The sequence below is a fragment of the Xylophilus sp. GW821-FHT01B05 genome (genome assembly GCA_038961845.1).
GTDB lineage: Bacteria > Pseudomonadota > Gammaproteobacteria > Burkholderiales > Burkholderiaceae_C > Xylophilus.
On the sequence record CP152408.1, the window covers coordinates 5,227,988 to 5,247,168 of the forward strand.

A 19,181-nucleotide genomic window follows, 5' to 3' on the forward strand; every position below is an offset into this window, starting at 1 on the left:
TACCCATGACCCATCCTCTTCTCCGAACACTTCTGCGCACCGCCCTGATCGCGGCCTGCGCACAGGCTGCCATTGCCGGCGCGCAGACCACCGCACCCGCTGAATCCCCCGGGCCACTGGCCGCTGCCGGCCACGGCATTGCACGCGGGGCCGAGGCTACCGAGCATGGTGTGAAGCGCGCCGCCCACGCCACCGAACACGGCGTGAAGCGCGCGGCCGAGGCCACTGGCAACGGCCTGGAGCGCGCGGTAAGTGCCACGGGCAATGGCTTGTCACGCGCCGCAGCCGCCACCGGTCGGGGCCTGCACCGCGCCGCTGACGCCACGGGCCGTGGCCTGGAGCGGGCTGGCGAGGCGGTGCGCGGTACTACCGACTAGTCATCCGAAGAGAACCGTTCTGCCCCCAGCGCCTGCTCCAGGAACTGCAGCAAGGCCTGCACCCGTGCGCTGCGCCCCTTGCGCGTGGGCACCAGCAGCGTGACCGGCGCGCTGTCGAACTGCCAATCCGCCAGCACCCGCACCAGGCTGCCGCTGGCCACGGCGTCGGCCGCGTCCCACTCTGAGCGCAGCACCAGGCCCAGCCCCTGCTCGGCCCAGTGGCGCGCCACGCTGCCGTCGTTGGTGAGCAGCGCTGGCGCGATGCGCAGCGACTCGCGCGCGCCGGGCCGTGCGGCAGTGCCGCTTGCCAGGCGCCGGAAGTGCCACAGCGTCACATCCTCTTCGTTCTCGCGGATGCAGATGCAGGCGTGCGACGGCAGCTCGCGCGGGGTCTGCGGCGTGCCGTGCGCGCGCAGGTAGGCCGGGCTGGCGCACAGCCAGCGCTCGTTGGCCGCCAGCACACGCGCCACCCAGGATGAATCGCGCACCGTGCCTATGTGCAGCACCGCGTCCGCGTCGTGCCGGTCAGGCCAGGGGGTTTCGCGCAGGTCCAGCTGCAGTTGCAGCCCCGGGTGCAGCCGGGCGAAGCGCGCCAGCACTGGCGCCAGGCGGTCACGCCCATAGCCAAAGGGCGCGGCGATGCGCAGCGTGCCGGTCAACTGCCGGTCGTCGCGCTGCATCGATTCACGCAGGCCCTCGATCTGCGCCAGCAGCGCCGTGGCCTCAAGCGCAAAGCGCTCGCCCTCGGGCGTCAGGCTCAGCCGGCGCGCGCTGCGCGTGGCCAGCGCCAGGCCCAGGCTGGCTTCGAGCTTGCGCAGGCGCATCGACAGCGCCGGCGGCGTGACGCCCAGCAGCCGCGCCGCGGCGCTGAGCGATGGCTCGCGCAGCAGGGCTGCGGCGAGCTGCATGTCCTCGATGTTGATCATTCAGCATGGCTTAACGATTGATGTTGCGGCATTGAATCACAGCTATTGCCAGAGCACCTACAGTCACGGCATCCCATTGCCGGCCCCGCGCCCCCGACCATGCCTGCCTTGCTTGCCACCCTCGACACCCCCGCCGCCCTGATCGACCTGCCGCGCATGCAGCGCAACATCCAGCGCATGCAGCAGCGCATGGACGCGCTGGGCGTGCGCTTTCGCCCGCACGCCAAGACCAGCAAATGCACCCCTGTGGTGCAGGCGCAGATCGCCGCCGGCGCGCGCGGCATCACCGTGTCCACGCTGAAAGAAGCGGCGCAGTTCTTTGCCGATGGCATCACCGACATCGTCTACGCCGTGGGCATGGTGCAGGCCAAGCTGCCGCAGGCGCTGGCGCTGCGGCGCCAGGGCTGCGACCTGAAGATCATCACCGACAGCCTGGCCTCGGCCCAGGCGATTGCCGACTTTGGCCGCGAGCAAGGCGAGGTGTTCGAGGTCTGGATCGAGGTCGATACCGATGGCCACCGCTCTGGCATCAAGCCGGACGAGGCCGCGCTGCTGGACGTGGGCCGCGCGCTGCACGAAGGCGGCATGCGCCTGGGCGGCGTGATGACACATGCCGGCTCCAGCTACGAACTGAATACGCCCGAAGCCCTGCAGGCCATGGCCGAACAAGAGCGCGCCGGCTGCGTGCACGCGGCCGAGCGCCTGCGCGCCGCCGGCCTGCCCTGCGCGGTGGTGAGCGTGGGCTCGACGCCCACGGCGCTGTCGGCCACGCAGTTGCAGGGCGTGACCGAGGTGCGCGCCGGCGTCTACGTGTTCTTTGACCTGGTGATGCACAACGTGGGCGTCTGCAGCACCGACGATATCGCGCTGGGCGTGCTGACCACGGTGATCGGCCACCAGGCCGACAAGGGCTGGGCCATTGTCGATGCCGGCTGGATGGCCATGAGCCGCGACCGTGGCACGCAGAAGCAGCAACAAGACTACGGCTACGGCCAGGTCTGCAGCGCCGACGGCACGCTGCTGCCCGGCTACCTGCTGAGCGGCGCCAACCAGGAGCACGGCATCCTGTCGCACAGCGGCGCGCCAGATGCAGACATTGCCACGCGCTTCCCGCTGGGCACGCGGCTGCGCATATTGCCCAACCACGCCTGCGCCACCGGTGCGCAGTTCCCTGAGTACCAGGCGCTGGCCGAAGACGGCAGCGTCACCCCCTGGAGCCGCTTTCATGGCTGGTGAGACCACTGCTATCCAACCCATCAACCCTGCCGGCCTGCGCCCGCCGGGCGGCCACTACAGCCACGGCACCGTGGCCAATGGCTTTGTCTTTGTGTCGGGCCAATTGCCGATCACGCCCGAAGGCGAGAAGCTGGTCGACGCACCTTTCGAAGAACAGGCGCTGCAGGTGCTGGCCAATGTCGCCGCCGTGCTGCAGGCCGCTGGCAGCAGCATCGGCCAGTTGGTGCAGGTGCGGGTCTACCTGGACGACATCGAGAACTGGCCGGCCTTCAACACGCTGTACACGCAATGGGCCGGCGACGCGCGGCCGGCGCGCGCCATCGTGCCCACCGGGCGCCTGCACTTTGGGGTGAAGGTGGAAGTCGAGGCGACTGCGCTGGCGCCATAGCTATTAAATATATAGCTAATAGCCCAGGCCACACCTGGGCTAGAGGCATATTTAACCGATATTTTCCGAGCAGACCCCGGTCAGCGCGGCCAGTGGAACTTGCGATCGGACTCAGCGATGGGCTGGTCGTTGATGCTGGCGTAGCGGCGCTGCATCAGGCCGTTCTCGGCGAACTCCCAGTTCTCGTTTCCATGGCTGCGAAACCACTGGCCCGCGGCGTCATGCCATTCGTACTCGAAGCGCACCGCGATGCGGTTGTCCATGAACGCCCAGAGCTGCTTCTTCAAGCGGTAGTCGTTCTCGCGCTGCCACTTGCGCGTGAGGAACTCGACCACCTGCTCGCGGCCGTTGATGAAGTCGGCGCGGTTGCGCCATTCGGTGTCGGGCGTGTAGGCCAGGCTCACGCGCACGGGGTCGCGCGAATTCCAGGCGTCTTCGGCGGCCTGGATTTTCTTGGTGGCGGTCTCAAGCGTGAAGGGCGGCAGCGGCGGACGGGATTCCATGGCGGCTGCCGCGTCAGTAGCTCTTGTACGGCAGGAACTTGCCCGACAGCACCACCTTGACGCGGTCGCCCTTGGGGTCGGGCTGGCGCTCGATGTCCATGCTGAAGTCGATGGCGCTCATGATGCCGTCGCCAAACTCCTCGTGGATCAGTTCCTTGATCGTCGTGCCGTAGACGCTCACCACCTCGTACCAGCGGTAGATCAGCGGATCGGTCGGCACCGGCGTGGGCAGCGAGCCCTTGTAGGGCACGACCTTGAGCCACTTCTGCTCTTCGGGCGTCAGGCCAAAGATCTTGCCGATGACCTTGGCCTGCTTGTCGTCCAGCGTCATCTGGCCCAGGCAGGCGGCCGTGGTCCATTCCTTCGACAGGCCGACCTTCTTGGCCACGTCGGCCCACTGGATGCCCTTGGACACCTTCACGGTGATGATTTTCTCGGTGACGTCGTTGCGGTTCATGGAGGCTCCAGCAGGTTGGGGGAAGGTCATGCCACGTGGGCGGGGTCGACAAGCGGCTCGCCATCGCGCTGCAGCGCGCGCTCGATCAGGCTGGCCATGGCGTGGCATTTGCAGCGCATCTCCAACCGCATCGCCTGCGCGTCGTCGGGCGAGCAGCCGGGCAGATCGCCCAGGCGCTTGTCGATCCAGCTCACCTCCATGCGCAGCGCCAACAGCAGCTTGTCGATGTCATCGCGCGCCGGCAGCCGCGCAGCCGCATCCGCACCCGAGGGCGACGTGGCAAGAAGGGACAGTGCGGGGACCAGCATCCCCAGCTAGTAGCAATGCCCGTGCCCGCTCCCTCTCAGGGTTTTCGAGAGGTCCGGGCTGGGTGTTTATCGATGGGACCCGAGGTCCGGCGCATCAACCAAGGTGGACAACGGCAGCGCCGCCAGCTCCTGCAACAGCAGAGCCAACTGGCTGCCCGCGGCCTGCACCAGCGCCGCGCCTTTGTCGGCCGTGGCGGCGGCGGCATTGCCGGCTGCGCCCTGCGGGTTGTAGTCCTGCATCTGCCAGGCGAACTTGGCGCTGCGGCCATTGCCCAGGATGGGATAACGCGCGGCGCGGTCGGCCGAGGTGGAGGGGAAATCGCGCGCCGCCTCCATGTGCACCAGGCCTGGCCGCAGGTGCAGCATCATCGAAGTCTCGATGTCGCCCGCGTGGATGCCGAAGCGGTGCTCGTGCGGCGGAAACTGCTGCTCGACCTCAGGCGGCAGCGGCAGCGCGAACCAACTGGTGGAATACACCAGCAGCCCGCAGCGCGCGCGCAGATCACGCGCCACCAAGTCCATCGCACCGACCTGCCCGCCATGGCCGTTGAGCAGCAGCAGCCGGCGGATGCCGGTGCGCGCCACCGCCTCGCCGATCTCGGTCCAGATGCGCAGCAAGGTCTCGGCGCTGAAGCTCAGCGTGCCGGGAAAAGCCGTGTGCTCGGGGCTGAAGCCCACCGCCTGCGTGGGCAGGAACAGCACGCGCAGCGCAGCGGGCAGGTGCGGCAGCGCGGCCGTCACCACGCCGTCGATCAGCGTCGTATCCACACTCAGCGGCAGATGCGGGCCGTGCTGCTCGGTGGCCGCCACCGGCAGCACCGCCACGGTCGCATCGGCCAGGCCCTCGGCCTGCAGCCGCGCGAAGTCGGTGGTGCGCCAATCGGCCCAGTAGCGGGAGGAAGGGAAGGAGGCGGCGGCGGTCATGGGCGCCATCTTAGTAGCGGGCGTGCCGCCGGGTGAACTTCATTATTGATAGCTATAAGCCCAGGCAGCACCTGGGCTAGAGCCACTTTTTCTTTAAAAATAAAAAACACCGCAGCACTGACAGCTTCCTGAAAGCATGAAGGCGCCAGCATGGCGTCCCTTTGCAGAGCACAACGGAGACAACATGGAACGCATTTCTTCAGGCCCCTTCGGCAACTTCGCCCCCCTGGCCGCGACCACCCGGCGCGGCCTGCTCGGCACCGGCGGCGCGCTGGCGCTGGGCGGCCTGCTGCCGGGCATGGCGGCAGCCCAGTCCGACTGGCCCACCAAGTCGCTGCGCTTTGTCGTGCCTTTTGCGCCGGGCGGCAGCTCGGAGATCGTGGCGCGCTCCACCGCGGCAGAGCTGTCCAAGACCCTGGGCCAGAACGTCTACGTCGACAACAAGCCCGGCGCGGCCGGCAACATCGCCATGGCCGAAGTGGCGCGCAGCGACGACCAGCACACCCTCATCCTGGGCCACATCGGTACGCTGGCGGTCAACCCCTACATCTTCGACAAGCTGCCCTACGACGCCAACAAGGACTTCAAGCCGGTCAGCCTGCTGGCCAAGGTGCCCAGCCTGTACGTGGTGCACCCGGATGTGCCCGCCAAAAACCTGAAGGAGTTTTTGGAGTACGCACGCAAGCAGCCAGGCAAGCTGAGCTATGGCTCGGCCGGCAACGGCAGCGCCGGGCAACTGGCCTTCGAGTACCTGAAGATGACGGCCAACGTCTTCATGCTGCACGTGCCCTATCGCGGCACCGGCCCGATGCTGACCGACCTGCTGTCGGGCCGGCTCCAGGCCTCGGCCGTGGGCGCTGCTGCCATGCTGCCCTTCATCAAGTCGGGCAAGGTGCGCTGCATCGCCACCGGCTCGGCCCAGCGCCTGCCGCTGCTGCCCGACGTGCCCACCGTGGCCGAGCAAGGCTTCCCCGGTTTCGAGATGACCCAGTGGTACGGCATGCTGGCCCCGGCCAACCTGGCGCAGGCCCGCCTCGAAAAACTCGCTGTCGAAACCGCCAAGGCCGTCAAGGCGCCGGCCTCGCTGCAGCGCCTGAACGGCGACGCGGCCGAAGCCATTGGCGACACGCCGGCACAGTTCGCGCAGTTCATCGCCACCGAGCAAGCGCGCTGGAAGACGGTGATTGCGCGGGCGCAGATCAAGCCGGATTGAGGGTTGGGCGCGCGCGCCCCCTTCCTCACGCGCCATCACCCCTTTGGCAATGGCGAGCGACCGGGTTTGCTCGCGCCCGTCTTCAGTTTGGATGGTGCAGAAAAGCCTTCAAAGGCCGCCCCAGCCGTCCATTCGCCCACGGCGTACACGCGCTGGTCGCGCAGGCCCTGCACGCCCTCTGCCCAGGCCATCAGCATGCGCTTGCCCACATCGGCAAAGCCCGCATGCTCCGCCATGGCCTGCCGCACCTGCAGCCCCACCTCTGCCACCGCATCACTGATCGCCTCGACCATCTGCGCCTGCTCCTTGGGTTGAATGCCAAAGGTCGCCGCGATGAACCTCTGCAGGTTCTTGCCCGGCGCCCAGGTTTTTTTGCCCATGAACTCGATGGCAGGCGGGTGCTGCTGAAAGCCTGCATACACGCTGGTGCTCAGCATGTCGTAGGCGGGTGAAAGGTGGGCGTCGGCGCGCGAGCTGTAGAGCAGGGCCAGATTCTTGGCATGGCAATCGGCATTGCGCAGCGCATAGGTCAGCAGCAGCGTGGTGGCCAGCCGGCGGTAGGTTTCCAGACGGCGTTCACCGGGCACGTGGTCGCGCACCGCGCGCGCGATGCGCTCCCAGGTGGTGTCGTACTTGGCTGCGGGCCGCAGGCCCAGCAGCGAGCAGAAATCTTCCATGCCCCACAGCGCCTGGCCGTGCCCATCCACGTCAAAGCGATGCACCAGCAGCGCCTGCCCGTCGTCAGACACCTCGGTCTTGGCCGTCGGCATGACGCGGCTGGCCACCTGCATGCACAAGTGCTCGTTCAAGGCCACAAACGGCAGCTGCTTGCTGGAGCCCTTGATGATGTGGCGGCGGGTGATCAGGCTGGCCTTTTTGTGGGCCGCCAGCGCAGCCCCCGGCTCAGGCAGCGACTCGTTCTGCGCATCCAGAAACTTGGGCACCACGCCCGAGACGCCGCTGGTGGCGTGCTGGCGCACCAGCTCGGCAAAGGCTTCTTCCGAGTTGTCGCCGCGCAGCAGCTCGGCCACCTCGATCGGCCGGGCCGGCTCTTGCAGGTCTGCACCGGGCGCGGCCACCTGCACACGGCCCACCATGTTGCGACCGATCACCGACAGCAAGGCGATGGGGCTGGCGCCGATATGCGGGCCAAACTGCTCCTGCAAGACCTGCAGCAGATAGCCCTCGGGCAGGTTCATCTGCAGCACGGGCGGGAGCTGGTCGTCCCAGACATAGGACTCGGTGCGCACGGGCATGGTGAGCGACACGAAGTCGTCAACCGCCGCATGGGCGTGGTAAGCCAAGACGCTTTTGAAGTCACCCACCTGCTCCAGCGTGGCGACCTCGCGGCCCAGGACATGGACGGCCAGCTTCATCCGCGCCCGGGCTCCGGGTTGGGTTCTGTGGCTTGCGCGCGCTCGCGGCGCAGCTCGTCCAGATTGCCAGACTGGCCTTGCGCGGCCAGCTCCAGCTCGGCGCCCAGCACGGCCAGCACCGCCAACAGCTTGCGCGCGCCAAATTCCGCCGCCCGGCCACGCTCGAACCGCGACAGGGACTCCGCCGTGATACCAGCCAGGGCGGCGACGTCGGCCTGCTTCAGGCCCAGGCCGCGCCGCCGCGCCGCCACGGCCTGACCGACTTCCTGAAGGGTTTGCATTTGATATTTATATCAAGTATTTGCTTTTACGCGCTTATTTTTGATGCAAATATCAATTTTTTCAAGCCAAGGGCCAGCAAGCTCCCCAAACATCATGGTCACGCGCCGATAAAGCGGTCCTGCAGCGCTTCGGGGGTCCAGACGACCTTCACTCTTGGTCTGCCACGGCCGCACGGCGGGCGGCGAATGCGGCTTCGACCTCGTCATTGGAGTGGCCAACACCGGCGCGCATGGCGACGCGGCCGGCTTCTACCTTGCGGTCCAGGAACTCGTCATATTCCCGCGCCTCGCGCTGGCGCTTGATGAACTCGCGCATCAGCTCGCGCAGAACCTGCGAGGCCGGCCGGTGGGCGGCCTCGGCCTCTGCCATGAAATCGGCGCGCAATTCCGGCTCCAGCTTCATCGTGAAAACGGCTTCCTTGGACATGGCGCAACCTCCATACAACGTAAATACCAAGTATATACATCCAGACATACCGCCCCGGGAAAGCCGCGTGGCGGGCAAGCCCGGCCACCCCGTAGCATCCACCGATGCGCATCCTGCTGGCTGAAGACGAACACACCCTGGGCACCTGGCTTTGCAAGGCGCTGGAGCACGCCGGCATTCAGGTCGAGTGGGTGGACGATGGCCGGCTGGCGGACCTGGCGCTGCAGCGGCATGACCACGATGCGCTGGTGCTGGACCTGGGCCTGCCCGGGCTTGACGGCCATGCGGTGCTGGAGCGGCTGCGCGCGCGCGACCAGCGGCTGCCGGCGCTGATCCTGACGGCGCGCGATTCGCTCGACGAGCGGGTGCGCTCGCTCAATGCCGGCGCCGACGACTTCCTGGCCAAGCCCTTTGCGCTGGCCGAGCTGGAGGCACGCCTGCACGCCCTGGTGCGCCGCGCGCGCGGCAACGAGCACCCGCGCCTGGCCTGCGGCCCGCTGGCCTACGACAGTGCGCGCAAGCAGTTCACGCTGCAGGGCGAGGCGCTGGCGCTGTCCCCGCGCGAGCAAGCCGTGCTGCGCGTGCTGGTGCAACGCAGCGGCGAGCCCTTCTCCAAGCAGCAGATCCTGGAGCGCGTGTTCCCCGACGATGAAGACGTGCACCCCGAGGCGGTCGAGGTCTTTGTGCACCGCCTGCGCAAGCGCCTGGAAGGGCGCGGCGTGCGCATCACCACCTTGCGCGGCCTCGGCTATGCACTGGAGGCGACCTGAACTGGCTCCACCGCGCCAGCCTGCGCCAGCGCCTGGCCCTGCTGCTGCTGCCGGTGCTGGCGCTGCTCACCTGCGTGGAGTTGTGGATGACGCGGCACGACGCGCTGGAGGCCGCCAACGCGGCCTATGACCGCTCGCTGCTGGGCGCGCTCAAGTCCATAGACGCCAATATCTCCACCGCCTCGGGCGGGCTGTCGGTCGAGCTGCCCTACCGCATGTTCGAGTTCTTTGAGCTGACCGCGAGCGGCCAGGTGTTCTTCCGCGTCGCCACCTCTGACGGGCTGGTGGAGCTGGGCAGCGCCGACCTGCCCGCGCCACCCGGCGTGCTGACGCCCGAGGTGCCCGTGTTCTACGACGCCAGCTACTTTGGCGAGGCCGTGCGCCTGGCCGCCTACCGGCGCGAGCTGGACCGCGCCCCCGCCGGCAGCGCTGCGCGCAGCGTGCTGGTGCAGGTGGCTGAAAGCACGCGCTCGCGCCAGGAGTTCACGCGCCGCTTTGTGCAGCGCGCGGCCTTGCGTGATGCGCTGGTGCTGGCCCTGCTGCTGGTGTGCACCGTGGCCGCGCTGGCCGCAGCGCTGCGCCCGCTGGCCCGGCTGGCGCGCGAAGTCAGCGGCCGCCGCCCGGAGGACCTGACCCCGCTGGCCGACACCGACCTGCCCGCCGACGTACGGCCGCTGGTGGCCGCCGTCAACCAGCAGTTGGCGCGCACGCAAGGCCTGGTGGCGCAGCAGCGCCAGTTCTTGGACGACGCCTCGCACCAGTTGCGCACCCACCTCACCACGCTGCAGATGCAGGCCGACTACGCCCAGCGCGCGCACGACACCAGCCAGGTGCGCGCCGCGCTGGCCGCACTCGGCACCGAAATCACCCGCGCCACGCGCAGCACCCAGCAGCTGCTGGCGCTGGGCCGCAGCGACACCGCCGCCGTCGACATGGCCGCGTTGGATCTGGCCGTGCTGCTGCGCGAAGTGGCACTGGAGCTGCTGCCACGCGCACGCGCCAAACAGATCGACCTGGGCATCGACACGCCCGCGCCCAGTCTGCCCGCCATGGCCGACCAGCCACTGCTGCGTGAGGCCCTGGCCAACCTGGTCGCCAACGCCATCGCCTACACGCCCGAGGGCGGCACCATCACCCTCTTTGCCGCGGGTGACGCGGTGGGCTGGAGCGTGGGTGTCGAAGACAACGGCCCCGGCCTGAGCGAGAAAGAACGCGGCAGCCTGGGCCAGCGCTTTAGGCGCGGCGTGCGCGCCGTGGCCGGCGGCTCGGGCCTGGGGCTGGCGATTGCGCGCTCCATCGCCGAGCGGCACCACGGCGTGCTGCGCCTGGAGCCGCGCGATGCCGGCCCTGGATTGCACGCGGCGCTCTGGTGGCCACGGGGGAATGCATGAAGCGCCGCCAAACCCTGGCCAGCCTGGCCGCCCTGCTCGCGGCAAGCCACGCCAGCGCCGCCGCTGAGGACCCCAGCAACAGCGCCGCCGAATGCGTGATCCCGGCCAAGGCCGGCGGCGGCTTCGAGCTGACCTGCGGCCTGGCGCGCGACGCGCTGCAGGCCGTGCGCCCGCTGCGCCCGCCACTGGCGCAGCGCTACCTGCCGGGCGGCATCGGCGCGCTGGCCTTTGACCGCATCGCCACCGGCCGCATGGGCGGGCCGGGCACGCTGGTGGCGTTTTCCAGCGGCTCGCTGCTGAACCTGGCGCAGGGCCGCTTCGGGCCGCATCCGGCCTCAGCCGTGCGCTGGCTGGCGGCGCTGGGCACCGACTACGGCGTGATCGCGGTGCGCAGCGATTCGCCCTTCAAGCGCCTGCAGGACGTGGTCGCCGCGCTGCGGCAAGACATGGCGCGGCTCGCCTTTGGCGCCGGCGGCACCGTCGGCAGCCAGGACTGGATGAAGGCCGCGCTGATGCTGCGCGCCGCCGGGCTCGACCACAAGGCCATGCGCTTTGTCTCTTTCGAGGGCGGCGGCGAGGCATTGGCGGCGCTGCGCGGCGGCCATGTCGCCCTGTTCTCTGGTGACGTGGCCGAGGCGCGCCAGGCCATCGATGCCGGCGCCCCGCTGCGCCTGCTGGCGGTGCTGGCCGAGGCCCGCCTGCCCGGCGCGCTGGCCGGCGTACCCACCGCACGCGAGCAGGGCCTGGACCTGGTCTGGCCCACGGTGCGCGGCCTGTACCTGAGCGCCGACGTGCCCGAGCCCGCCGCGCGCGCCTGGGCCGAAGCCTTGCGCCAGGCCATGGCCGCGCCCGGCTACGCGGCGCTGCGCGAGCGCCATGGGCTCTACCCGTTCTCGCTGACCGGCGCGGCGCTGGATGACTTTGTGCAGCGCGAACTAAGCCGCTACCGGCAACTGGCCACCGAACTGGGCCTGCGCCGCTGGAAGGACTGATACGGCTTCGCCATCCAGGCGATAGCCGCATTGCCTGGCCTGGCCGCACCGTGTGCGGCTTCGCGCCTTGTTTTCACTTTGATTGCCAGGCCGTAGCGGCCAGCCCGGCGCTTCGCCCGCGGCATGCCGTTCGCCGCAAAGACCCCGCCGCGGCGCACACCGCCATCGCCTTCCTCGCACTCCCTGCTTCCTAGGGTCTTCCCGAAATCAGTCCTCAATTTATTCATAAGTGTTGACACTTTAAATAGATATGAAAACAATAAATCCATTCCAAGCCACTTGTCTGCCGCCGAATGCCCCACCTGCCCGCCTCCTCTGCACTGCAACGCTTCCGCGTTGTCGATCTCACCCAGGTACGTGCCGGCCCCACGGCCTGCCGCCAGTTGGCCGACTGGGGCGCCGATGTCGTCCAGGTGCAAATGCCCGAGCACATGCGGGGCGACGACACCCTGGGCGGGCAGGACGGCTCCGACTACCAGTACACGCACCGCAACAAGCGCTCGATCACGCTCAACCTCAAGGAAGCCGAAGGCATCGAGACGCTCAAGCGCCTGATCGCCGGCGCCGACGTGGTGGTGGAGAACTTCCGCCCCGATGTGAAATTTCGACTGGGCATCGACTACGAGTCGCTCGCGGCCGACAACCCCGGCCTGGTCTACGCCAGCATCTCCGGCTTCGGGCAGACCGGCCCGCTCGCGGCGCGGCCGGGCTTTGACCAGATCGCGCAGGGCATGGGCGGCCTGATGTCGGTTACCGGCCTGCCCGGCGACGGCCCGGTGCGCGTGGGCATCCCGATCGCCGACCTGTGCGCCGGCATCTTTGCGGCGCAGGGCATCCTGGTCGCGCTGCTGGAGCGCGAGACCTCTGGCAAGGGCCAGTGGCTGCACACCTCGCTGCTGGAGTCCATGGTCTACATGATGGATTTCCAGACCTCGCGCTACCTGATCGACGGCGAGGTCGGCACGCAGGCCGGCAACTTCCACCCGACCAGCATCCCCACCGGCGTCTACAAGGCACGCGACGGCTACCTGAACATCGCCGTGTTCGGCTCCAAGATCTGGGAGCGCTTCTGCGCCATCCTCGAAGCGCCGGAATGGATCACCGACCCGCGCTACCACGACAAGCCGGCGCGCTCGATCAACCGCGACGCGCTCAACGCCGAGATCAACCAGCGCCTGGCCGCGCACGACCGCCACCACTGGATCGAGCTGTTCAACGCCGGCGGCGTGGCCTGCGGCCTCATCAGCGACATGCGCGAAGTGTTTGCCGAGCCGCAGATCGCCCACCTGGGCATGGTCAAGGACGTGGTCTCGCCCCAGCTGGGGCCGCAACGGCTGGTCGGCCAGCCGGTGCAGCTGGAGCGCACGCCCAGCACCATCGCCCGCTCTGCCCCGCGCCGGGGCGAGCACACCGAAGAAATCCTGCTGGAGCTGGGCATTGCCCCGCAGGACCTCACCCGCATGAAAGCCATCGGAGTCTATTGATGCCCCAACCCATCCATCAACCCGCCTACGCCACCCAGACCGAACGCGTCCAGGCCTGGCTCGACGGCAGCACGCTGCACATCCGCTTCAACAACCCGGCGCGGCACAACGCGCTGTCGGTCGACATGTGGGAAGCCGTGCCGCCGCTGCTGAAAGATGCGCAGAGCGATGCGCGCGTGCGCCTGGTGGTCTTCTCCGGCGCAGGCGAAAAGGCCTTTGTCTCGGGCGCCGACATCTCGCAGTTCGAGGACATGCGCGCCGCACGCGAGGCCGTGTCCCGCTACGAGGCCATGGCCGAAGACGCGCTGATGAGCATCCACGACTTCCCCAAGCCCACGCTGGCCTGCATCCGTGGCTACTGCATAGGCGGCGGCGTCAACGTGGCCATCAGCTGCGACATGCGCATTGCCTCTGACGACTCGGTGTTTGCCATTCCCGCCGCGCGCCTGGGCCTGGGCTACCGCTACTCCGCCATGAAGAACCTGGTCGACCTGATCGGCCCCGGCGCGGCCAAGGACCTGTTCTTTACCGCGCGCCGCATCGACGCGGCAGAGGCCAAGGCGCTAGGGCTCATCACCCGCGTCAGCGCACCTGCCGCCCTGCCGCAGTTGCTGGCCGAGTACACCAGCGCCCTGGCCGACAACGCCCCGCTCACCATCGCCGCCGGCAAGGCCATCACGCGCGAAATCCTCAAGCCCTCGCCCGAGCTGGACCAGGCCCTGTGCACCGCGCTGATACGCGGCTGCTTCGAGAGCGCCGACTACACCGAGGGCCGCACTGCCTTCATGCAAAAACGCAAACCGGTCTTCACCGGCCGCTGAGCCCGCCGCCATGACCACAACAGCAAAAGACACCATGCAGTCCTACTGGATGCAGATGAGCCCCACGGCCACGCTGCTGGAGCTGCGCGACACGCCCGTGCCCCAGCCCGGGCCGCAGCAACTGCTGCTGCGCATGCATGCCGCCGCCCTCAACCGTGGCGAGTTCGTGTCGGGCCACGGCCTGCACGGCCCGGCAGGCAGCTGGAAGGCGATCGGCGGCGAAGGCGCGGGCGAGGTTGTGGCAGTGGGCGCTGAAGTCACCCGCTTCAAGCCCGGCGACCGCGTGATGGGCCGTTGCGCCGGTGCGTTTGCCGAGTACGCGCTGATGGACCTGGCCGAGGCCATGGCCGTGCCCGCCACGCTGTCCTGGGAGCAGGCCGCCAGCGTCGCACTGACCTTCCTCGTGTCCTACGACATGCTGGTGCTGCAGGGCCGCATCCAGGCCGGCGAATGGGTACTGATCAATGGCGTGTCCTCCGGCGTGGGCGTGGCCTCGCTGCAGCTGGCCAAGGTGCTGGGCGCGAAGGTCATAGGCACCTCGGGCTCGGCCGGCAAGCTGGCCCAGCTCGCGCCCCTGGGCCTGGACGTGGCCCTGCAGACCCGCGCGGCCGACTTTGCCGGCGCAGTGCTGCAGGCCACCGGCCAGCATGGCGCCGACCTGGTCATCAATACGGTGGGCGGCACCGTCTTTGCCGAAGACATCCGCGCGCTGGCCTTCGAAGGCCGGCTTGCCACCGTGGGCTATGTGGATGGCGTGGTGCACGCCGAGCTGGACCTGGCCGCGCTGCACGCCAAGCGGCTCACGCTCTTTGGCGTATCCAACAAACAGCGCAGCAAGGCGCAGCGCGCGGCCGCCGTCCCCGGCTTTGTCGCCGACGTGCTGCCGCACATCGCCGCAGGCCGCATCACGCCGCAGATAGACCGCGTGTTCGGCTTCGCCCAGCTGCGGGAGGCCAAGGCGCATATGGAGGCCGGTGGCCATGTCGGAAAGATCGTAATCACGCTGGGCTAACCCCCAGGCTTCGCGCTTCGCGTCTTCGCCACCCCCTAAAGGGGGCACATCCAGCGGACCGGCAAAGCCGGTTCCGCGGATGTCTGCGCATGGCCCGCACCGCGGCCTTTGGAGAGGTGCGGTCTGTGCCCTGCGGGTGGCGCGCAGCGCCGCCATGGATAACTGACTTCAAAACCAAGAAGGAGACAAACCCATGAAGACGAAGAAACTCATCCTGGCGCTCGGCCTGTGTGCGCTGGGCGGCGGAGCAGGGGCGCAGCCTGCGGACTACCCTAGCAAGCCGATACGGCTGCTGGTGGGCTTTGCGCCTGGCGGGGCGGCCGACTATGTGGCGCGGGCCATGAGCGATGCGCTCGGCAAGGCGCTTGGCCAGCCGGTGCTGATCGACAACCGGCCGGGCAACGGCTCCAGCATCGCAGCCGAGATGGTGGCCAAGGCGCCGCCTGACGGCTACACCCTGCTGATCGCCAGCCCCAGCAGCATCTCGGTCAACCCGGCGCTCAACCCCAAGCTGTCGTACACGGCACGTGATCTCGCGGCCGTCACCAAGATGACGACCTCGCCGCTGGTGCTGGCAGTCAACCCCGCCACCGGCATCAACTCGGTCACCGACCTGATCGCCATGGCCAAGAAGGACCCGGGCAAGCTCAACTACTCGACCTCGGGCAACGGCTCGGCGCCGCACCTGGGCGCCGCGCTGTTCAGCCAGGTCACGGGCGTGGAGATGACGCACATCCCCTACCGCGGCGGCAGCCTGGCGATCCAGTCGGTGATGGCGGGCGACACACAGCTGACCTTCGGCACCTCGCCCTCGGTGCTGCCCATGGCCACCGGCGGGCGGCTGCGCGCGCTTGCGGTCAGCACGCGCGAACGCTCGCCGCTGGTGCCGGGCCTGCCCGGCATGCGCGAAGCCGGCCTGCCGGAATACAACATCGAGTTCTGGTACGGCATGTTCGTGCCGGCCGCCACGCCGCCGGCCATCGTGCGCAAGATCTACGACGCCACCATCACGGCCATGCAGCAGCCCTCGGTCAAGGCATCGCTGGCACGCGACGGCACCGAGGTATCTATCTCGTCCTCGCCCGAGGACTTCAACCGCTTCCTGGCGGAGGACGGCAAGTTCTGGGTCAAGCTGGTTAAAAGCGCAAACGTGAAGGTGGACTAGGTACGCGGCACGGCACGATCCGCGCGTTAGCATTCGCGCCATGCCGACTCCCACTCCTCGCCCCCGCGGCGCCGGCCTGTCACAGGCCATCGTCACCGAGCTCAAGCAACTCATCTACACGGGCGAGTTCAAGCCCGGCGAGCGGCTCAATGAGGCGGCGCTGGCCCTGCGCATGGGCACCAGCCGCGGCCCGATCCGCGAGGCGATCAAGGTGCTGGCGGGCCTGGGCATCGTCACCGCCGTGGCCAACCGCGGCGTCTTCGTGCGCCAGCTCTCGCTGCGCGACATGCTGGAGATCTACGACCTGCGCGCACTCGTGTTTGGCTACGCAGCCGAACGCGCCTGCGAGCATTTCACCGAAGAGCGCAAGAAGCAGTGCGAAGACCTGCTGGACGCGATGGACGCCGCCTGCGAGGCCGAAGACGGCACGCTCTACTACGAGCTGAACCTGCAGTTCCACTCGCTGATCCTCATCATCTCGAACAACCGGCGCGCCCACCAGGCCTACGACGACTACGTGAAGGAGCTGCACCTGGTGCGGCGCAAGTACTTCAACGCCCCGGGCAATATGCGCCGCTCCAACGTAGAGCACCGCGCCATCTTCGACGCACTCGTGGCCGCCAACCGGGCGCGGGCCCGCGCCGCTGCCGAGCGCCACGTGCATGCCGGCCGGGAGCGGCTGCTGTCCAACCTGGAAGAGCCGTTGCCGCTGCCGGGCAGTTGAACGCGCAAATCCCCTTGCCCGCGCAGGGCTCGCCACGGGGCTACCATCCCCCGGCGCCAGTGGCCGGAACTTCCCGGGCCGCGGCCCGCTCCCACCCGCACCATGCCGCCAGCCCTCTTTCGCCTGCCGCGCTCTGCGCTCGGCTTCGCAAACGCTCTTCTTTTCGTAGCTACATGCCTAGGCGCAGCAACGGCTAGTGCCCAATTTCTTTCAAAAGCTGCGGTCGATGGCGCCGAAGTGGTCAGCACGCCCCATGTGCGCGCCGAGCTGGTCGCCCATGCGCCCGATGGCGTGGCGCCGGGCCGGGCCGTGTGGGCCGGGCTGCGCATCACGCACCAGCCGCACTGGCACACCTACTGGAAGAATTCCGGCGACTCCGGCCTGCCGACGCAGCTCACCTGGACGCTGCCGGCCGGCGTAAGCGCCGGCGCGGTGGACTGGCCGCTGCCGCAGAAGATCCGCATCGGCGCGCTGGCCAACTACGGCTACGAAGACACGGTGCTGCTGCCCGTGCCGCTGCAGGTGGCGCCTGACTTTCGCCCCGCCTTTGGCCAAAGCAGCATCACGCTGCAACTGCACGCCCAATGGCTGGTGTGCCGGCAGGAATGCATTCCCGAGCAGGGCGACTTCAGCCTGGCGCTGCCGGTGCACAGCGCCACCGCGCTGGATGGCGTGGACTTCGAGCAGGCGCTGGCCGCGCGGCCGGTGGCGCTGGCCGGCCCGGCCACGGCCAAGGCCGAAGGCGACAGCATGGCCATCTCGGTGCAAGGCCTGCCCGCCGCGCTGCGCGGCGCCACGCTGGAGCTGTTCCCCGAGACACAAGACGTGCTGGACCACGCCGCCAACGCCAGCCAATCCTGGAACGGCGCCAGCTGGAGCGGCAGCGTGCCGCTGTCGTCCCTGCGCACCGAAAGCCCGGCACTGCTGCCGCTGGTGCTGGCCGCGACCGGGCCGGACGGGCAACGCCATGGTTTCCGCGTAGAGGCCAAGGTCGAAGGCGGCTGGCCCGCGCCGCCCCATGCACCCGCTGCGGCCGAGCTGTCGCCTGCCCTGGCCAAAGCACTGGACGCCAACCGCGCCGCAGCCCTGCCGCCCACCATTACCGCAGCGCCGCTGCCCACCTGGTTCGCCGCCCTGGCCGCCGCCCTGCTGGGCGGGCTGATCCTGAACCTGATGCCCTGCGTGTTCCCGGTGCTGGCCGTCAAGGTAGTGGGCTTTGCGCGCCATGGCGACGACCGGCGCAGCCACCGCAGCGCGGGGCTGGCCTATAGCGCGGGCGTGGTGCTGTCCTTTGTGGCGCTGGGCGCGCTGATGCTGGCGCTGCGCGCGGCCGGCGCGCAACTGGGCTGGGGCTTTCAGCTGCAGTCACCGGCCGTGGTGGCGGCGCTGGCGGCGCTGTTCACGCTGCTGGGGCTGAACCTGGCGGGCGTGTTCGAGTTTGGCCTGCTGGCGCCCAGCGGCCTGGCCGCCAGGCAGTTGCGCCATCCCACGGCCGATGCCTTTCTGTCAGGCGTGCTGGCAGTGGCGATTGCATCGCCCTGCACCGCGCCCTTCATGGGCGCATCGCTGGGCTTGGCCGTGGGCCTGCCGGCGGCGCAGGCGCTGCCGCTGTTTGCCGTGCTGGGCCTGGGCATGGCCCTGCCCTATCTGGCCGCCAGTTGGCTGCCAGCCGTGGCGCGCGCGCTGCCGCGCCCGGGGCCGTGGATGGAGGTGTTCCGCCGGCTGATGGCCTTCCCCATGTTTGCCACCGTGGCCTGGCTGGTCTGGGTGCTGGGCCAGCAAAGCGGCATCGACGGCGCGGGCGCGCTGCTGGTGCTGCTGGTGGCGCTGGCCGCCGTGGCCTGGGCGCTGTCGCTGCGCGGGCGCACGCGCGCCGTGCTGGGCATGCTGTCGGTGCTGCTGCTGGCCGCGCTGGTTGCCGGGCTGGGGCCGCATGTCACGCGGCCGCTGCCCGAAGGCGGCCTGGCGCAGGCCAGCGCCAATGAGCGCTGGCAGCCCTGGAGCGCGCAGCGCGTGGCCGATCTCACCGCCGCCGGCCAGCCAGTGTTTGTCGACTTCACCGCCGCCTGGTGCGTGACCTGCCAGGTCAACAAGAAAACCACGCTGTCTGATGCCGGCGTGCTGGCCGCGCTGGACGGCAAGAAGGTGGCCCTGCTGCGCGCCGACTGGACGCGCCAGGACCCGGCCATCACCGCCGCGCTGCGCGCGCTGGGCCGCAGCGGCGTGCCGGTCTATGTGCTGCATGCCCCCGGCCGCGCGCCGCTGGTGCTGACCGAGCTGCTGTCGCGCGACGAGGTGAAAGCCGCGGTGGCGGCGCTGTAGCCGTTCGATTTGGAACACACACAGCCTGAGTACACCCTGACAAAACGGCTGCGCAATTCCCCGCATGGCGCGGGCCGCGGCCAT

21 protein-coding genes are annotated in these 19,181 nt (G+C 69.0%); 13 read left to right on the plus strand and 8 right to left on the minus strand.

Going from position 1 to position 19,181, the window contains the following annotated elements; translation table 11 throughout:
- The first annotated feature begins 5 nt into the window (after nt 1-5).
- Nucleotides 6-377: a hypothetical protein gene (locus AAFF27_24415; protein XAH23094.1), complete on the plus strand. Its 372-nt coding sequence runs from the start codon at nt 6-8 to the stop codon at nt 375-377.
- Here AAFF27_24415 and AAFF27_24420 read toward each other — a convergent pair.
- Nucleotides 374-1,303 (minus strand): LysR family transcriptional regulator, encoded by a 930-nt coding sequence (locus AAFF27_24420; protein ID XAH23095.1) that lies wholly within the window; start codon nt 1,301-1,303, stop codon nt 374-376. The genes AAFF27_24415 and AAFF27_24420 overlap by 4 nt on opposite strands.
- Before the next feature lie 99 nt (nt 1,304-1,402).
- Here AAFF27_24420 and AAFF27_24425 point away from each other — a divergent pair, with 99 nt between their 5' ends.
- Nucleotides 1,403-2,539 (plus strand): DSD1 family PLP-dependent enzyme, encoded by a 1,137-nt coding sequence (locus tag AAFF27_24425; GenBank protein ID XAH23096.1) that lies wholly within the window; start codon nt 1,403-1,405, stop codon nt 2,537-2,539.
- On the plus strand, nt 2,529-2,927 hold the full coding sequence (locus AAFF27_24430; protein ID XAH23097.1) for a RidA family protein: 399 nt from the start codon (nt 2,529-2,531) through the stop codon (nt 2,925-2,927). The genes AAFF27_24425 and AAFF27_24430 overlap by 11 nt, the downstream gene beginning before the upstream one ends.
- An 80-nt stretch (nt 2,928-3,007) precedes the next feature.
- Here AAFF27_24430 and AAFF27_24435 read toward each other — a convergent pair whose 3' ends face one another.
- From AAFF27_24435 to AAFF27_24450, 4 genes are all read right to left on the minus strand, one after another.
- Nucleotides 3,008-3,430 (minus strand): nuclear transport factor 2 family protein, encoded by a 423-nt coding sequence (locus AAFF27_24435; protein ID XAH23098.1) that lies wholly within the window; start codon nt 3,428-3,430, stop codon nt 3,008-3,010.
- Between the two features lie 13 nt (nt 3,431-3,443).
- A complete protein-coding gene (gene cynS / locus AAFF27_24440) occupies nt 3,444-3,887 on the minus strand; it encodes a cyanase (protein XAH23099.1) in 444 nt (147 codons plus the stop codon).
- A gap of 26 nt (nt 3,888-3,913) precedes the next feature.
- Complete coding sequence (locus AAFF27_24445) at nt 3,914-4,195, minus strand: hypothetical protein (protein XAH23100.1); 282 nt, start codon at nt 4,193-4,195, stop codon at nt 3,914-3,916.
- 66 nt (nt 4,196-4,261) lie between these two features.
- Nucleotides 4,262-5,119 carry a creatininase family protein gene (locus AAFF27_24450; protein ID XAH23101.1) on the minus strand — a complete coding sequence of 286 codons (858 nt, stop codon included), beginning with the start codon at nt 5,117-5,119 and terminating at the stop codon, nt 4,262-4,264.
- A gap of 184 nt (nt 5,120-5,303) precedes the next feature.
- On the opposite strand from AAFF27_24450, the gene AAFF27_24455 reads away from it, so the two are divergent.
- The gene (locus AAFF27_24455) at nt 5,304-6,332 is read left to right on the plus strand and encodes a tripartite tricarboxylate transporter substrate binding protein (protein ID XAH23102.1); all 1,029 of its coding nucleotides are present in this window, start codon (nt 5,304-5,306) and stop codon (nt 6,330-6,332) included.
- Between the two features lie 35 nt (nt 6,333-6,367).
- Here the strand turns inward: AAFF27_24455 and AAFF27_24460 are convergent, their stop codons facing one another.
- The 3 genes from AAFF27_24460 to AAFF27_24470 all read right to left on the minus strand — a co-directional run bounded on the left by AAFF27_24460 (nt 6,368) and on the right by AAFF27_24470 (nt 8,416).
- Nucleotides 6,368-7,708 (minus strand): type II toxin-antitoxin system HipA family toxin, encoded by a 1,341-nt coding sequence (locus AAFF27_24460; GenBank protein ID XAH23103.1) that lies wholly within the window; start codon nt 7,706-7,708, stop codon nt 6,368-6,370.
- The gene (locus AAFF27_24465) at nt 7,705-7,989 is read right to left on the minus strand and encodes a helix-turn-helix transcriptional regulator (protein XAH23104.1); all 285 of its coding nucleotides are present in this window, start codon (nt 7,987-7,989) and stop codon (nt 7,705-7,707) included. Before AAFF27_24465 ends, AAFF27_24460 begins: the two co-directional genes overlap by 4 nt.
- A 148-nt stretch (nt 7,990-8,137) precedes the next feature.
- On the minus strand, nt 8,138-8,416 hold the full coding sequence (locus AAFF27_24470) for an antitoxin of toxin-antitoxin stability system (GenBank protein ID XAH23105.1): 279 nt from the start codon (nt 8,414-8,416) through the stop codon (nt 8,138-8,140).
- A gap of 104 nt (nt 8,417-8,520) precedes the next feature.
- Between AAFF27_24470 and AAFF27_24475 the strand changes: the two genes are divergently transcribed.
- From AAFF27_24475 to AAFF27_24515, 9 genes are all read left to right on the plus strand, one after another.
- Nucleotides 8,521-9,186, plus strand: a complete 666-nt coding sequence (locus AAFF27_24475) for a response regulator (protein ID XAH23106.1) — start codon at nt 8,521-8,523, stop codon at nt 9,184-9,186.
- Nucleotides 9,183-10,577: a sensor histidine kinase N-terminal domain-containing protein gene (locus AAFF27_24480; GenBank protein ID XAH26318.1), complete on the plus strand. Its 1,395-nt coding sequence runs from the start codon at nt 9,183-9,185 to the stop codon at nt 10,575-10,577. The genes AAFF27_24475 and AAFF27_24480 overlap by 4 nt, the downstream gene beginning before the upstream one ends.
- Nucleotides 10,574-11,569, plus strand: a complete 996-nt coding sequence (locus AAFF27_24485; GenBank protein XAH23107.1) for a tripartite tricarboxylate transporter substrate-binding protein — start codon at nt 10,574-10,576, stop codon at nt 11,567-11,569. The genes AAFF27_24480 and AAFF27_24485 overlap by 4 nt, the downstream gene beginning before the upstream one ends.
- Nucleotides 11,570-11,862: 293 nt before the next feature.
- Complete coding sequence (locus tag AAFF27_24490) at nt 11,863-13,053, plus strand: CoA transferase (GenBank protein XAH23108.1); 1,191 nt, start codon at nt 11,863-11,865, stop codon at nt 13,051-13,053.
- A gap of 11 nt (nt 13,054-13,064) precedes the next feature.
- The gene (locus tag AAFF27_24495; protein ID XAH26319.1) at nt 13,065-13,874 is read left to right on the plus strand and encodes an enoyl-CoA hydratase; all 810 of its coding nucleotides are present in this window, start codon (nt 13,065-13,067) and stop codon (nt 13,872-13,874) included.
- Between the two features lie 10 nt (nt 13,875-13,884).
- Nucleotides 13,885-14,886 (plus strand): zinc-binding dehydrogenase, encoded by a 1,002-nt coding sequence (locus AAFF27_24500; protein XAH23109.1) that lies wholly within the window; start codon nt 13,885-13,887, stop codon nt 14,884-14,886.
- A 193-nt stretch (nt 14,887-15,079) separates the two neighbouring features.
- Nucleotides 15,080-16,051: a tripartite tricarboxylate transporter substrate binding protein gene (locus AAFF27_24505; protein XAH23110.1), complete on the plus strand. Its 972-nt coding sequence runs from the start codon at nt 15,080-15,082 to the stop codon at nt 16,049-16,051.
- Nucleotides 16,052-16,091: 40 nt separating this feature from the next.
- Nucleotides 16,092-16,775: an FCD domain-containing protein gene (locus AAFF27_24510; GenBank protein XAH23111.1), complete on the plus strand. Its 684-nt coding sequence runs from the start codon at nt 16,092-16,094 to the stop codon at nt 16,773-16,775.
- 102 nt (nt 16,776-16,877) lie between these two features.
- A complete protein-coding gene (locus tag AAFF27_24515; GenBank protein XAH23112.1) occupies nt 16,878-19,097 on the plus strand; it encodes a thioredoxin family protein in 2,220 nt (739 codons plus the stop codon).
- The last annotated feature ends 84 nt before the right edge of the window (nt 19,098-19,181 follow it).

Bases quoted from the DNA above. Each gene is read 5' to 3' on its own strand.
- AAFF27_24490 (XAH23108.1), top strand. From the start codon at position 11,863: ATGCCCCACCTGCCCGCCTCCTCTGCACTGCAACGCTTCCGCGTTGTC.
- AAFF27_24455 (XAH23102.1), top strand. From the start codon at position 5,304: ATGGAACGCATTTCTTCAGGCCCCTTCGGCAACTTCGCCCCCCTGGCC.
- AAFF27_24465 (XAH23104.1), bottom strand. From the start codon at position 7,989: ATGCAAACCCTTCAGGAAGTCGGTCAGGCCGTGGCGGCGCGGCGGCGC.
- AAFF27_24515 (XAH23112.1), top strand. From the start codon at position 16,878: ATGCCGCCAGCCCTCTTTCGCCTGCCGCGCTCTGCGCTCGGCTTCGCA.
- AAFF27_24430 (XAH23097.1), top strand. From the start codon at position 2,529: ATGGCTGGTGAGACCACTGCTATCCAACCCATCAACCCTGCCGGCCTG.
- AAFF27_24505 (XAH23110.1), top strand. From the start codon at position 15,080: ATGAAGACGAAGAAACTCATCCTGGCGCTCGGCCTGTGTGCGCTGGGC.
- AAFF27_24470 (XAH23105.1), bottom strand. From the start codon at position 8,416: ATGTCCAAGGAAGCCGTTTTCACGATGAAGCTGGAGCCGGAATTGCGC.
- AAFF27_24420 (XAH23095.1), bottom strand. From the start codon at position 1,303: ATGATCAACATCGAGGACATGCAGCTCGCCGCAGCCCTGCTGCGCGAG.
- AAFF27_24485 (XAH23107.1), top strand. From the start codon at position 10,574: ATGAAGCGCCGCCAAACCCTGGCCAGCCTGGCCGCCCTGCTCGCGGCA.
- AAFF27_24500 (XAH23109.1), top strand. From the start codon at position 13,885: ATGACCACAACAGCAAAAGACACCATGCAGTCCTACTGGATGCAGATG.
- AAFF27_24445 (XAH23100.1), bottom strand. From the start codon at position 4,195: ATGCTGGTCCCCGCACTGTCCCTTCTTGCCACGTCGCCCTCGGGTGCG.
- AAFF27_24435 (XAH23098.1), bottom strand. From the start codon at position 3,430: ATGGAATCCCGTCCGCCGCTGCCGCCCTTCACGCTTGAGACCGCCACC.
- AAFF27_24450 (XAH23101.1), bottom strand. From the start codon at position 5,119: ATGACCGCCGCCGCCTCCTTCCCTTCCTCCCGCTACTGGGCCGATTGG.
- cynS (XAH23099.1), bottom strand. From the start codon at position 3,887: ATGAACCGCAACGACGTCACCGAGAAAATCATCACCGTGAAGGTGTCC.
- AAFF27_24415 (XAH23094.1), top strand. From the start codon at position 6: ATGACCCATCCTCTTCTCCGAACACTTCTGCGCACCGCCCTGATCGCG.
- AAFF27_24475 (XAH23106.1), top strand. From the start codon at position 8,521: ATGCGCATCCTGCTGGCTGAAGACGAACACACCCTGGGCACCTGGCTT.
- AAFF27_24460 (XAH23103.1), bottom strand. From the start codon at position 7,708: ATGAAGCTGGCCGTCCATGTCCTGGGCCGCGAGGTCGCCACGCTGGAG.
- AAFF27_24510 (XAH23111.1), top strand. From the start codon at position 16,092: ATGCCGACTCCCACTCCTCGCCCCCGCGGCGCCGGCCTGTCACAGGCC.
- AAFF27_24425 (XAH23096.1), top strand. From the start codon at position 1,403: ATGCCTGCCTTGCTTGCCACCCTCGACACCCCCGCCGCCCTGATCGAC.